Origin of the sequence: Hymenobacter cyanobacteriorum (assembly GCF_022631375.1) — a bacterium.
GTDB lineage: Bacteria > Bacteroidota > Bacteroidia > Cytophagales > Hymenobacteraceae > Hymenobacter > Hymenobacter cyanobacteriorum.
In genome coordinates this window covers 1067617-1081706 of sequence record NZ_JALBGC010000003.1, presented here as the reverse complement: position 1 = coordinate 1081706, position 14090 = coordinate 1067617, and the positions used below count along the sequence as shown (strand labels likewise).

The following is a 14090-nucleotide window of genomic DNA, read 5'->3' as shown; positions in this document are numbered from 1 at the left end:
GGCATGGCTGGGTCAGGCTCTCGCCCATTGCCCAATATTCCCTACTGCTGCCTCCCGTAGGAGTCGGGCCCGTATCTCAGTGCCCGTGTGGGGGACCAGCCTCTCAGCTCCCCTAGCCATCGTCGCCTTGGTGGGCCGTTACCCCCCCAACTAGCTAATGGCACGCAACCCCATCCGAATCCAATAAATCTTTAACTGTTATGTGATGCCACACTGCAGTTTTATGCGGTATTAATCCGCCTTTCGGCGGGCTATCCCCCAGATTCGGGTAGGTTGGTTACGCGTTACGCACCCGTGCGCCACTATCAGTATTGCTACTGACCGTTCGACTTGCATGTATTAGGCCTGCCGCTAGCGTTCATCCTGAGCCAAGATCAAACTCTCCATTGTAAAATATTCTACACCACGGCGAACCGTGGCTGATGTCGAGTGCGAATCCGACTCGTCTTGACGAGTTCTATGTATTCGTGTTACGCTTGTAATTGCTGCTCCTTACATCGCTGCAAGAAGCCCTTACTATTTGTCTTTTCCAAACATTCAAAGAACGTGTACCGCTTCCAATTGAAGTGATAGTGTGGCCGTTAGCAGCCGTTGTTTCTTCTTTTCAAATACCTTTCTTGCGATTGGGAGTGCAAAGGTAAGAAGAAGTTTTGAACGAACAAGCGAAATGTGAAAGTTTTTATTTTTTCGTCGTTTCGCTTTTCAATCCGTGGCCGCCTCCTGTCGAAGCGGGGTGCAAAGGTAAGGCGCTTTTTTCGGCTTTCGCAAGGGCTGTCGAAATTTAATTTTCGAAGGCTTTGGCGAAGCGGCACGGCGGGCAATACATGTATTGTCAGCGTGAAGTTCCTGACCATTTCAATTTTCCTACCGGAGCAGTTGCTTTAGCAGAACCCGAGGCCCGGTTGGCGATTGGGAGTGCAAAATTAGGAGGAATTTCTGGCGTGACAAGGGGTGGCAAGCAACTTTTGCTGGAGGCAGCCGTAGCACGGGCGGTTTTGATGGGGCGGGCCATTTGGAATCAGAGACTTATACCGCAGTGTATTTTTTTGAAAATTCTGGCGGATTGGCTCGGGGGCGAAGAATTCGGTGAGGCTGGGCAGCAGCAGCTGTTTATGGCAGCAACAAATCCGTTGTATTAGTGTATTAAATAAGAATCCCCAACGCCACGACGAAATCGCGGAGTTGGGGATTCTTGTAAATATGCTCGTGTGCTACTTCAGCGGCGGCAGGGCGGCGAGCAGGGTTTTCAAACCAGCCTCCGCATCCTTGCCGAGGTTCACGCGGAGGGTGCGGCGGCCGTTGTCGAGCAGGGCTTGCAGGTCGCCGAGGGCCTGGGCATTCTTGAAGGTGCCGAAGGTGTAGGAGCGGCCGGGCAGGGCCAGGTCCTGCGGGTTGTCGTCGGTGAACTGAATAAACAGGCCCGTGTTGGGGCCGCCCTTGTGGTACTGGCCGGTGCTGTGCAGGAAGCGCGGACCGTAGCCCGAGGTGGTGGCCAGGTGCAGCTCCTGCATCACGCGCTGGCGCAGGGCCAGCAGGCTGGCGCTCACGGCGGGCGTTTCGGTGAGGTAGGCTTGCAGGCAGACGAAATCGCCGGGCTGGGCTTGGGCGAAGAAGGCTTTGAGCACGCTGGCCGCGCCGTCGCCGTGGGCGGCGGTGTAGTAGTCCACGCCGTTTTCGCTGGCGGCGGGGGCTTCGGTTTCGGGCAGCTTGCCTTCGGTTTCCACGGCCTTCATCAGCTTATCGGTGGCCGTTTTGGCGGCCTGCACGTTGGGCTGGTCGAAGGGGTTAATCCGGAACACGGCGCTGGCCACGGCCGTGGCCACTTCCCAGCGGTAGAACTCCTGGCCGAGGTCGAAGGCGTCCTTCATCAGCAGGGTGATGACGGGGTGGCCGGCAGCGGCCAAGGCCTGCAGCTTGCCGGTGTTGGACTCGTCGGCCTGGTCCTTGTAGCCTACGTATACAAACACGCGGTCCTGGCCGTAGATGCTGGGGTCGCCCAGCGGCTCGCCGGCCACGGGCAGGATGCCCTTGCCTTCTTTGCCGGTGCTTTCGGCGATGAGCTGCTCCAGCCACAGGCCGAGGTCGTGCAGGGAATCGGGCACCACGATGGTGAGCTTGTCGCGGCCCTGCGAGGCCAGCACGCCCAGGGCGGTGCCGAATTCGAGGCCGGGGTTTTTATCGGTCGGGCCATAAGCGCCGCAGGCGCGCATCATCAGAATGGCGCGCTCCAGAATCTCGCCGATGGGCAGGCCGTAGAGGGCCGCCGGCACCAGGCCGAAGTAGGTGAGGGCCGAGAAGCGGCCGCCCACCTCGGGGAAGTTGAGGAAGATGCGGCGGTACTTGGCCTCCGTGGCATCGGTCACGAACTTGGAGCCCGGGTCGGTGATGGCCACGAAGTTTTCGCCGGCCTTGTCGCCCTTGATTTCTTTGACTTTGGCGTAGAAATAGTCGCCGAAGGCTAGCGGCTCGGCCGTGGTGCCGGATTTGCTGGCCACGATGAACAACGTCTCGGCCAGCGGCAGCTCCGCTTCGATGGCCCGCACGGCACCAGGGTCGGTGGTGTCGAGCACTGACATCGGCAGGCCGTTTTCGCCTTTTGGGAAGGAGGATTTAAACACGATGGGGGCCATCGTGCTGCCGCCCATGCCCATCACCACGACGTGCTTGAAGCCGGCGGCCTGCACCTCGTGCACGAATTGCTCGATTTCGGGCACGGCGCCCACCATCGTTTCGGCCACGCGCAACCAGCCCATATAGCTGCGGATGCTGTGCTGGCCAGCCTCGTCGCTGGTCCACAAGTCCGCCTTCTTGTCCCAGAAGCCGTGCACGAAATTGTCGGCCTTGAACTTGGCCAGCTGCGCATCCACGGCGGCCTGGTACTGGCCCAGCTCCATTTTGGCTTCGTCCACTTTATCTTCCACGGCCAGGGCGCGCTTCTTCTCGATGGACTGCATGAGCTTGGCGAAGGGCTCTTTGAATTTCTGCGCGCCGTCTTCTTCGAGGTGTTGGGTCAACTCCTCCAGGTTGATGCCCAGCTCGGGCAGGCGGGCCAGCACGTCTTTCGAGTGCTCCAGGTTGGTTTCGATGGTGGCGGCCACCTTGCCGCTTTTGCCGAACAGGTCCAGCGTTTCCACTGGTACGGTGTTCACGGTGTGCGGGCCGATGAGGCCGTCGACGTAGCGCAGGTTGTCGTATTTGGGGTTTTTGTTGCCGGTGCTGGCCCAAAGCAGGCGCTGGGTTTCGGCACCTTTGGCGGCCAGTGCCTCCCAGCGCGGGCCCGAGAAAATCTCCTTGTAAATTTGGTACGCCTGCTTGGCGCTGGCAATGGCCACTTCGCCCACGAGGCTTTCGGCAAGCTTGGCTTTATCGCCGCCTTCGGCCGCGATTTTTTCCAGCTGCGGGTCAATCAGCACGTCGATGCGGCTGAGGAAGAAGCTGGCTACCGAGTCGATGCGGGCCAGCGGCTCGCCCTTGGCGGCGCGGTCCTCGAGGCCGGCGATGAAGGCTTCGGTCACCAGACGGTAGCGCTCCAGGCCGAAAATCAGGGTCACGTTCACGTTCACGCCTTCCGAGATGAGGCGGCGGATGGCGGGCAGGCCCTCCAGCGTGGCCGGCACTTTTATCATCACGTTGGGACGGTCCACGGCTTTCCACAGGGCCAGTGCCTCGGCGATGGTGCCTTCGGTGTCGTTCACCAGCTCGGGCGATACTTCGAGGCTCACGTAGCCGTCGGAGCCGTGGTCGGGGCCATCGTAGAGGGGGCGGAACAGGTCGGTCGCGGCCTGCACGTCCGACACGGCCAGGTTGGTATAGATTTCGTCGGTGGTTTTGCCTTGCAGAGCCAGCGCTTTGATGGCCGAATCGTAGTCGGCGGTATCGCCGATGGACTTGGCGAAAATGGCCGGGTTCGAGGTTACGCCGCGCAGGGCTTCGTTGCTAATGCGGTGCTGGAGCTTGCCGTCGATGATGATGGGGCGGCTGATAAAGTCCAGCCACAGGCTTTGGTCGAACTGGCGGATGTCAACGAGAGGGTTCATATCAGGTGTAATGGGTTCAGTAGTTCAAGGCCCCAAAGGTCAGGTACGGCGGGCGTTGTTGGAAACGGGTGTACGCGAAAAGTGGGAAAAGGAAGCGCACTTCCTGTCATCCTGAGCGCAGCGAAGGACCTTATCACCGATGAACAACTTGCAGTAACTGCTACTCCAAACGTGATAAGGTCCTTCGCTGTGCTCAGGATGACAGACGCTATACTTCAGATGACAATACCTATTCGCTGCATTATGCTTATGCTACTTTTGCCCGCATGACGCCCACCGCTACGCCGCCCACCATCGTTTTCCTGCACGGTTTTGCCGAAAGCCGCGAGGTTTGGACCGACTTCACCCGCGCTTTTCCCGACGGCTACCGGCTGCTGGCGCCCAACCTGCCCGGCCACGGCACCAACCTCGCGCCCGTGCCCGATTTCTCGATGGAAGCCCAGGCCCGTTACGTCATTGAGTATCTGAATCAGAAGGGTTGTCCCGAGCCGGTGCTGCTGGTGTGCCACAGCATGGGCGGCTATGTGGCGCTGGCGCTGGCCGAGCGCTGGCCCCAGCGGGTAGCCGGACTGGCCTTCGTCAACTCCTCGGCCCTGGCCGATACCGACGAGAAGCGCCAGAACCGCGAAAAGAACATCGCCTTCGTGCAGAAGCACGGCGTGGGCAAGTTCATGGAATCGTTCGTGCGGCCGCTGTTTGCGCCCGTCAACCGCGACCGTCTCACCGAGGCGCGCGGGCTGCTGGAGGAAATCGGCAAGGCCACGCCCGAAACCACCATTGTGGGCGCGCTGCGCGGCATGGCTGCCCGTCCCGACCGCACCGCAGTGCTGGCCAAAGCGCCGTTTCCGGTGCTACTGGTGGCGGGCAAGCACGATGTGGCCGTGCATTTTGAGGAGGCGGTGCGGCAGGCGGCCCTGCCGCCGGTGGGGTCGGCGCTGTTTCTGGAAGGCAGCGGGCATTTGGCTTACCTGGAGCAGCCCGAGCCCACGCGCCGGGCGGTGCTGGCGCTGGCAGCGGCGGTGTTTGGGCGGTATGGTCAGCTCTAGTAGATGCAATAGATATAAAGGCATGGGTAGCCCAGCGCCAAGCGGAATTGGCTAATGAAGTCGGGTTGCCGAAGGATGAATGCAGTTATGCCACCGATGCAGTAGATTGCAGCTCCGCCATCAATTGTGGTTGGGGTTGCGCTCATGAAAACGCTCGGAAAATTGATGGTTCTGGGAGTGGCTATCCTGGCAACGCCCCTAGGGGCGGCGAGCCAAGCCTTACCAGCTACGACTGTGGCCGTGCTGCAGCAACGGTACAACGAGTCGTTCGCCAATCCTGCCGAGCTCATCAGCGGGCCGGAATACGTTGATAAAACCCTGCGGTACCACCACCGCGAAGGCTTCCCGTATTTTTTGCTGCCCGACCCTCAGGCGGGCAGCGTTTACTACAACAACCACGCGTTTGGCAATCAGCAGCTGGCGTATGATGTGGTGCTTGACCAGGTAGTGCTGCAGTTTCCGGGCAGTCCGTACCGGTTTCGGCTGGTGAATGAGAACGTGCGCTCCTTCACGGTGGGCGACCACCGATTCGTGCGCCTGGTGGCCGATAGTGCCTCGGGCAGCGTTATTCGAACGGGTTTTTACGAAGTATTGGCCGAAGGCAGCGCGCAGGTGCTAGCCCGGCGCGCAAAGCGGTTGCAGGAGAAAAAAGGGCAGGATTTTATCGACGTGGAACTCATCCCGACCGATAGGTTATTCGTGCGGAAAGCCGGCCGCTACTACCCCATCAATAACAAAAACGCCCTGCTGCGGCTGCTGGCTGACCGTACCAAAGACCTGCAGAAGTACGTGCAGACACACAAGCTTAAATTCAGCAAAAAGCACCTGGAGGCCAGCACAGTAGAGCTGGCGAGCTACTACAACGGCCTACCCCCGCAATAAGCTAATTTCCTTTCCAACGTTATTTTTATTTGCCCTCGATGATGCACCGCTACGCGCTGCTCATCCTCTTTTTCGGTTGGCTACTGCCCGGTGTGAGCCGGGCCCAGCAACAGCCGGAAAAGATGGTGAGCGGGTCTTTTTCGCAACTACCATTTGAGCAGTTTGCCCGCCAGGTGGAAACCCAGACGGGCGTTCGGTTTTACTTCGACCCCAAGGCCGTGGACAGCCTGCGGGTGACGCTGCAGGTACAGCGCCAGCCGCTGAGCACCGTGCTGCAGCAGGCGCTGCAAAATACCCCCTTTCGCTTTGATATCGACGAGGAAAACCGGGTATTTGTGACCGGCAAAGCGGCCCTGGTGCCCAGTCTGCCCGGCAATTTCTTCCAACCTGACATTGCCAGCGGCCCGCCCGACCTGGCCCGGGCCGACTCGCTGGCCACGCCGCTGGGCCGCGCGCGCTACGTGAGCGGGGCCGAGTACCAGGTGCACGAGTTTGGGGCCGCCGGTGGCACTGGCACCAATGGCCGCGCCACCCTGGCCGGCCACATCCGCGACCAGAAATCGGGCGAGCCGGTGATTGGGGCATCTATTTATGAAGAAACGACTAACGAGGGCACCAGCACCGACCAGTTTGGGGCCTACTCGCTCACGCTGGCGCTGGGCCGGCACACCCTGAAAATCCGCGGCGTGGGCATCAAAAACACGCGGCGGCAGGTGGTGCTGCGGGCCGATGGCAAGCTGGAAATCGAGGTGGAGGAAGACATCATTCCGCTGAAGGAAGTGGTGATTGAGGCCGAGAAGGACAAGAATGTGTCGAGCCTGCAGATGGGCGTGGAGAAAATCGACATCAAGACCATGCGCCAAGTGCCCACGGCCTTCGGCGAAACCGACATTCTGCGGGTGGTGATGACCTTGCCCGGCGTGAAATCGGTGGGCGAGGGCAGCACCGGCCTGAACGTGCGCGGCGGGGCCACCGACCAGAACCTGATTCTGTTCAACGACGCGACGGTGTATAATCCGTCGCACTTGTTCGGGTTCTTCTCGGCGTTCAACCCCGACATTCTGCAGGGCGTGGAGTTGTATAAGAGTGCCATTCCGGCCAAGTATGGCGGGCGCTTGTCGTCGGTGCTCGACATCACGACCCGCGAGGGCAACAAAAAGAAATTCGCCGGCTCGGGCGGCATCGGGCCACTCACCAGCCGCCTCACGCTGGAAGGCCCGCTGGTGAAGGACAAAAGCGCGTTCATCATCAGTGGCCGCACCAGCTACTCCGACTGGTTGCTGCGCCGCTTGTCGAGCCCCGCGCTACGGCAAAGCTCGGCGTCGTTCTACGACGTGACGGCGTACGTGAGCCATGAAATCAACGAGAAGAACTCGGTGTACGCGACTGGGTACCTGAGCACCGACAAGTTTCGGCTGGCCAGCGATACCTCGTACCGCTACCTCAACCAAACGGCCAGCCTGAAGTGGCGGCACACGTTCAGCAACAAGCTTTTCGGAGTGTTCACGGGCGCGTACAGCCATTACGACTACGCCATCACGAGTTCCAAAAATCCGGTGAACGCCTCGCAGCTGGCTTATGCCATCAACCAGCCCAGCCTGCGGGCCGATTTCACGTTCTTTCCCAACCCGCGGCATACGGTCGACTTCGGAGTCAGCTCGCAGCTCTACGATATCGCACCTGGCAGCCTGCTGCCGCAGGGCGATGCCTCGCTGATACGCCCCGATGTGCTGCCCCGCGAGCGCGGCCTGGAAAGCGCCATTTACGCGGCGGACCGCATCGACCTGACGGCGCGGCTGTCGGTGTCGCTAGGACTGCGCTTTTCTTTTTACCAAGCCCTGGGCCCGCGCGATGTGTACCGGTACGAGGCTGGCAGCGCCCGCTCGCTGAGCACCCTCACCGATACCGTGAAGTACACTTCCGGCAGCGTGCTGGCGCATTACCAGGGGCCGGAATACCGGCTGTCGGCGCGCTACTCGCTCACCGACAACTCGTCGGTGAAGCTGAGCTACAACCGCACCCGCCAGTACATCCACCAGCTTTCGAACACCGCTTCGGTATCGCCGGCCGATATCTGGAAGCTGAGCGACGCGAATGTTCGGCCGCAGGTGGGCGACCAGTACTCGATTGGCTACTACCGCAACTTCAAAAACAACACCATCGAGACTTCGGTGGAGACGTACTACAAGACACTGAAAGACTTTGTGGACTACAAGAGCGGGGCCACGCTGGTGCTCAACCGCCACATCGAAACCGACATTGTGAATGCCCACGGCAAAGCCTACGGCGTAGAGGTAATGGTGCGCAAGCTAACGGGCAAACTGAACGGCTGGGTAAGCTACACCTACTCGCGCTCGCTGGTGCAGGTGAACGAGGGGACCACGGCCGACATGATAAACGGGGGCAACTACTACCCCAGCAACTTCGACAAGCCCCACGACGTGACCCTGGTGGGCAACTACCGCCTGAGCCGCCGCTTCAGCACCTCGCTCAACTTCAACTACAGCACCGGCCGGCCCATCACCCTGCCGCTGGCCAAGTACTACGAGGCCAACTCGCTGCGCGTGCTCTACTCCGACCGCAACGCCTACCGCGTGCCCGATTACCTGCGCGTGGACATTGGCCTGAACATCGAAGGCAACCACCGGGTGAAGAAGCTTGCCCATAGTTCCTGGACGGTGGGCGTGTACAACCTGACGGGCCGTCGCAACCCGTATTCCATCTATTTCAAGTCGGAAAATGGTCAGATTAATGGCTATAAGCTGTCCATTTTTGGCCAGCCCATTCCTTCGGTCACCTATAATTTCAAATTCTAAATGAGCTTATCTACTTTCTGCTATCGGCTGGCGTGGGTGTGTGGCCTGGCGCTGCTGCTGCTGCCGGCCTGCACCGAGCGCTACATTCCGGATGTTATCAGCTCGCCAAACAGCTACCTGGTGGTGGATGGCTTTATCAACAGCCAGGGCATCAGCTCCATTAAGCTGTCGCGCACCACGGCCATTGCGGCCACCAAGGTGCCGCCGGTCGAAACCAAAGCCACGCTGTTCATTGAAGAAGAAGCCGGCACCCGCTACCCGCTCACCGAAAACCCGTTGGGCACCTACACTTCGGCCAACCTGACGCTGAACCCGGCCAAGCGCTACCACCTGCGCATCAATACGTTTGCGGGCAAGGCCTACACGTCGGACTTTGCACCGGTGAAGACCACGCCGGCTATTGATGCGGTGACCTGGGAAACCAATCCGGATGGGCTCAATATTCTGGTAGACAGCCACGACCCGACCAATGCCACGCGCTATTACCGCTGGGAGTGCGACGAGGCCTGGGAGTTTAACACCCCTTACCGCCCGATAGTGGAGTACGTGAACGGAGCCATCCGGCCGATTGCCGTTCCTTACCCGGACTATTGCTGGGCTTTTGGCACCTCGACTGCCATCACCATTGGTAAAACGACGGCGCTGACGCAGGACGTAGTATCGAAGTTTCCGGTGCGGTACCTGCCGTCGTCGTCGGCGCGCCTGCAGCGCAAGTACAGCGTGCTGGTGCAGCAGTATGCCCTGACCAGCGAGGAGTATGCTTACTGGGATTTGCAGCGCCGCAACACCGAAAGCCTCGGCACCTTGTTCGACCCGCTGCCTTCGCAGGTTAAGGGCAACCTGCACAACGTGGGCGATGCCTCGGAGCTGGTATTGGGATTCGTAGGAGTGCACTCGCGGGCCGAAAAGCGCATTTTTATCAACCACGCCCAGCTGCCTCGCACCTGGGTCACCATCACCGGCTACGAGTCGTGCGAGCCCCCGGATACGGCCTTGGTAGGGCAGCTGGATGGCCTGTTGGCGGGCGGGCGGCTCTACGTGCCCATTTACCCGTTCTATACCAAAACCGGCTATATTTTTGGCTATGCCATTTCCACACCGGTTTGTGTGGACTGCCGCAAGCGCGGCTCAGCCCTGAAACCCAGTTTCTGGCCCTAAACCTGCGATGATGCACTTGTTACATGCGCGTTGGGTGGCCGGTAAGGCCCACATTGTAGTTCCGGGCCTGCGCCAAGGGGTGTTGCTGGCCCTGTGCCTGTTGGCAGGGCGGCCCGCCCTGGTGCGAGCGCAGGCTCCCGCCGACGTGGCGAGCGAGCTCACCCGTTACCAGCAGACGGCCGTACCCGAAAAGCTTTTTCTGCACATCGACCGCCCGCTTTATCTCAGCGGCGAAACCATGTGGTTTAAGGCTTACGCCTCGGACGGCGCTACCGGCCTGCCGCTGGCCCTGAGCAGCGTGGCCTACGTGGAGGTGCTGAATGTGCGGAACCAGCCCGTGTTGCAAGGCAAGGTGGCGTTGAAAGAAGCAGCCGGCCGAGGTTCGTTTCTGTTGCCCGCCTCGCTCCCCTCGGGCCGCTACACCGTGCGGGCCTACACCCGCTGGATGCAGAATTTCGCACCCGAAACCTACTTTCACAGCACCGTGACGGTGGTGAACACCACGACGGCCCTGAGCGCCGCCCCGGCCAAAGACTCGGCGGCCGTGGATGCGCAGTTTTTTCCGGAAGGTGGGCGGCTGGTGCAGGGCCTGCGCAGCAAGGTGGGCTTTAAGGTGACGGACAGGGGCGGCCGCGGCCGGGCGGCCACCGGCCAGGTGCGCAACCAGCGGGGCGAGGTGGTCGCCACCTTCCGCACGCTGCAGCAGGGCATGGGCTCTTTTGAGCTGACGCCTGCTTCGGCCCGCGACACCTACACGGCGGTAGTGCAGCCAGCGGGGCTGCCCCCTCTCATGCGCAAGCTGCCTGCTGCCGATGAATGGGGCTACGTGGTGCGCCTCGAAGACAGCAGCCCCGAGCAGCTGACCCTGACGGTGAGCAGCCCCGCCGGCCAGCCCGAAATCCTGTCGCTCCTCACGCACGGGCGGCGGCAGGCGGCGGCCGTAGGCCAGGCCACGCTCGCGAATGGGCAAGCGGTGTTCACCATTCGAAAAGCGCTGCTGCCCGATGGAGTAGCGCATCTCACCGTCTTCAACGCGGCCCGCAAGCCCGTAGCCGAGCGGCTGTACTTTACCCCCCCCCGGCAGCCGCTGGCCCTCGAAGCCCGGGCCGACAAGCCCCAGTACACAACCCGCGAGAAGGTGACCGTGCAGCTAGGCGCCACCAGCCAGCCGGCCAGCCTCTCGATGGCCGTGTACCGCCTCGACTCGCTGAATGCCAGCCCCGCCAGCACCATCGACCAGTACCTGGCGCTCACGGCCGACCTGAAGGGCACGGTGGAGAACCCGGGCTACTACTTCACGGCCACCGGCGCGGAAGCCGCTGCGGCTGCGGATAACCTGATGCTGACGCAGGGCTGGAGCCGGTTTCGGTGGGCCGAGGTGCTGAGCCCGACAGCTCCTGCCCTACCTTTCTTGCCCGAGCCCAACGGGCTGGTGGTGCGCGCCCGGCTTACGCAGGCCGGCTCCGGCCAGCCCAAGCCGGGCATCGTGACGTACCTCACCGCGCCCGGCCCGACAACGACTCTGAGCAACACGCGCAGCGACGCCAACGGCCTGGTGCAGTTCGAGATGCCCAAGATACTGGGCCCACGCGAGCTGGTGATGCTAACCGACCCGCGGCAGGACAGCACGAGTCGGCTGGCCCTCATCAGCCCGTATTCGACGCACTACGCGACGGCTTTGCAGCCTGCTTTTGCCCTGGTGCCCCGTTTCCAGCAAGACTACGCCAAGCGGCACCTGCAGGCGCAATTGCAGCAGGCCTATGCCGGCCCAAACCGCCACCGCTACCTGCTGCCCCCAACGGATACGCTGTCGTTTTTCGGCCCTCCCAGCGAAACCTATTACTTGGACCGCTACACCCGCTTCAAGGTGATGGAAGAGGTGCTGCGCGAATACGTGCCGGGCGTGGTCGTACGTATTCGCAAAGACGGTTTTCACTTCATGGTGGTGGACGAAGTAAACAAAACCGTCCTCACCGAAAACCCCATGGTGCTGCTCGACGGCGTGCCGGTGTTCAACCTCAACCGCATCATGAAGATGGACCCGCTCAAAATCCGCAAGCTGGAGGTGGTGGACAGCCGCTACTTCCACGGTGCGGCCATTTACGACGGCGTGGTGAGCTTCAGCACTTACAAGGGCGACCTCGAAGGCTTCCAGCTCGACCCGCAGGTGCTGGTGCAGCAGTACGAGGGGCTGCAAGTGCAGCGCGAGTTTTACGCCCCGCGCTACGATACGCCCGAGGCCGCCCAGAGCCGCCTGCCCGACCTGCGCAACCTGCTGTACTGGAACCCCGACATCACTACTTCCGCCACTGCTTCAAAGCCGCTGTCCTTCTATACCGGCGACCAGGCCGGGCGCTACCTCGTGGTGCTGCAGGGCCTGGGGGCCAATGGCCAGGCGGGCAGCCGCCGCTTCGTACTGGAGGTGAAGCCGGCCTTGTAAACAGCCGGAACGGCTTCAGGATTCGCGGGGGGCGGGCACTTCGCCCACCTGCTTGTACACCGGCAGCTCGTAGAACGGGCGCAGCAGGCGCACCACGTCGAGGGCATCGGCGAGGGCTTCGTGGGCTACTTCGCGTTCCAGGCCAGCGCGGGCTTTGCAGATGCTCATGCTGGGCAGGCGCGAGTCTTTGTGCCAGTTGAGGTAGAAGGCGGCCGGGTCGAGCATGGCGGGCTCGGCGCGCACCAGGGTGCCGTAGCCGGGCAGCTCTTTCAGGAAACCCAGGTCGAACACGGCGATGTTTTTGCCGGCCATGGTCACGCTCACGCAGTCGTGCTTGTCGGTTTTGAAGCCCTGAGCCAGCAGGAACTCGCGCAGCTGGGGCAGCAGCTCGGCGGGCTGGCACAGCTCGGGGTTGGGCTCTTTTTGAGCCAGTTCCACAAACAGGCGGGCATTGAGGGCAATGGCCCCGGCCGTGCCCACGTACTCGGGATGGCGCACCACGCGGCGGAAGGCGGGCAATTCGGCCAGCGGCACAGGGCGGCGGCTGTCTTCGACCACGGCGGCCAACTCCAGGATTTGGTGACGGGCCGGGTTCGAACCGGAGGTTTCGAGGTCGAGGGAAACGTAGCGCATGGGGCCTGTGTACGGCAAGGGCCGGGCAACCGATACCCCGCAGTGAAATGCGAGCGGCAGGCGGGCAAGGCGCCAGGGCGTTGATTTACGGATTCGGGCCTTATCTTCGGCACGCTGGTTATGGCCGCCGCTACCCCGGCCGGTTTAGCTCGGTTTCGCTCTGCTGTTGCTCTTGCCCGGGCGCGTTTTCGCGTGGGCTGGCCTTCCATCGGCTGCAACAGCCTCCTTTCCTGACCCATACCGAGGGTCCGCCCGCCTCTTACCGGCGGCGGGCCAACGTTCCGCCCTTCCCCATGAAAACATTCTGCACCGTGCTCGCCGTTGCGGCGGGCATTTTCGCGCTGGGCCAGCCGGCCCGCAGCCAAACTACGTCCCCGGCGGCCGATAGCATGCTGGTGGCGGTGGCCGTGGTTTCGGCCCAACAGCAGTACACGGCTTCGTTTACCGACCAGCCGCAACTCTACAACGGGCCTGAATACGCCGACTATTCCCGGCGCTACAACGCCCGCATCGGCCACCAGTTTTTTCTGGCGCCCGACCGGCAGCCCGGCAGCGTGGACTACAACGGGCATTACTTCCCCAACATTCAGCTGGCCTACGACGTGGTGCGCGACCAAGTGGTAGTGCCCGTAGCCGACAGCCCCCTCACCCTGCGCCTCGTGGACGAGCACGTGCGCGCCTTCGACATTGGCTCCCACCACTTTGTGCGCGTGGTGGCCGATAGCAGCACCGGGCCCGATGTACGCACCGGCTACTACGAAGTGATGGTGGATAGCTGCGTGCAGGTGGTGGCCAAACGCTCGAAGCGCCTGCACGAACAACTAAAGGACCGGGTGACCGACGTGGAGTTTGTGGTAACCGACCGGTATTTCATCCGCAAAGCCGGGGTGTACTACCCGGTTACCAGCAAGGCCACGGCGGTGCGCGTGTTTGCCGACCACAGCCGCGAAGTGCAGCAGTTTATCCGGGAGCAGGCGTTGTCTTTCGGGAAAGAGCAGCTGGATGCTTCGCTGGTGCGGCTGGCCCGCTACTATTGCCACCTGCCGCAGCGCTAAGGCGGATGGTTGCGCGTTGGGTA

The 14090-nt window shown here is 61.8% G+C and carries 9 protein-coding genes and 1 rRNA gene; 7 read left to right on the top strand and 3 right to left on the bottom strand.

The annotated features are described in order from the left end of the window. A 16S ribosomal RNA gene (locus MON38_RS14185) occupies window positions 1–390 on the bottom strand; the annotation flags it as partial. 407 nt (window positions 391–797) lie between these two features. Here MON38_RS14185 and MON38_RS14180 point away from each other — a divergent pair. Continuing rightward, entirely contained in the window at window positions 798–1139 is a 342-nt protein-coding gene (locus MON38_RS14180) for a hypothetical protein (protein ID WP_241936825.1), read from the top strand. Between the two features lie 72 nt (window positions 1140–1211). Here MON38_RS14180 and MON38_RS14175 read toward each other — a convergent pair whose 3' ends face one another. Continuing rightward, window positions 1212–4037 carry a bifunctional transaldolase/phosoglucose isomerase gene (locus tag MON38_RS14175; RefSeq protein ID WP_241936824.1) on the bottom strand — a complete coding sequence of 942 codons (2826 nt, stop codon included), beginning with the start codon at window positions 4035–4037 and terminating at the stop codon, window positions 1212–1214. 266 nt (window positions 4038–4303) lie between these two features. Here MON38_RS14175 and MON38_RS14170 point away from each other — a divergent pair, with 266 nt between their 5' ends. The 5 genes from MON38_RS14170 (at window position 4304) to MON38_RS14150 (ending at window position 12379) form a co-directional block, all read left to right on the top strand. Continuing rightward, entirely contained in the window at window positions 4304–5083 is a 780-nt protein-coding gene (locus tag MON38_RS14170) for an alpha/beta fold hydrolase (protein WP_241936823.1), read from the top strand. Between the two features lie 234 nt (window positions 5084–5317). Then, entirely contained in the window at window positions 5318–5965 is a 648-nt protein-coding gene (locus MON38_RS14165) for a hypothetical protein (RefSeq protein WP_241936822.1), read from the top strand. A gap of 38 nt (window positions 5966–6003) precedes the next feature. Further along, complete coding sequence (locus MON38_RS14160; protein WP_241936821.1) at window positions 6004–8781, top strand: TonB-dependent receptor; 2778 nt, start codon at window positions 6004–6006, stop codon at window positions 8779–8781. Continuing rightward, entirely contained in the window at window positions 8782–9939 is a 1158-nt protein-coding gene (locus MON38_RS14155; RefSeq protein WP_241936820.1) for a DUF4249 domain-containing protein, read from the top strand. Between the two features lie 7 nt (window positions 9940–9946). Continuing rightward, window positions 9947–12379 (top strand): hypothetical protein, encoded by a 2433-nt coding sequence (locus MON38_RS14150; protein WP_241936819.1) that lies wholly within the window; start codon window positions 9947–9949, stop codon window positions 12377–12379. A 15-nt stretch (window positions 12380–12394) separates the two neighbouring features. Here the strand turns inward: MON38_RS14150 and MON38_RS14145 are convergent, their stop codons facing one another. Beyond that, window positions 12395–13012, bottom strand: coding sequence for a 3'-5' exonuclease (locus MON38_RS14145; protein ID WP_241936818.1), 618 nt, complete (start codon window positions 13010–13012; stop codon window positions 12395–12397). A 293-nt stretch (window positions 13013–13305) separates the two neighbouring features. Here MON38_RS14145 and MON38_RS14140 point away from each other — a divergent pair, with 293 nt between their 5' ends. Further along, window positions 13306–14067, top strand: a complete 762-nt coding sequence (locus MON38_RS14140) for a hypothetical protein (protein WP_241936817.1) — start codon at window positions 13306–13308, stop codon at window positions 14065–14067. Window positions 14068–14090: the final 23 nt, after the last annotated feature.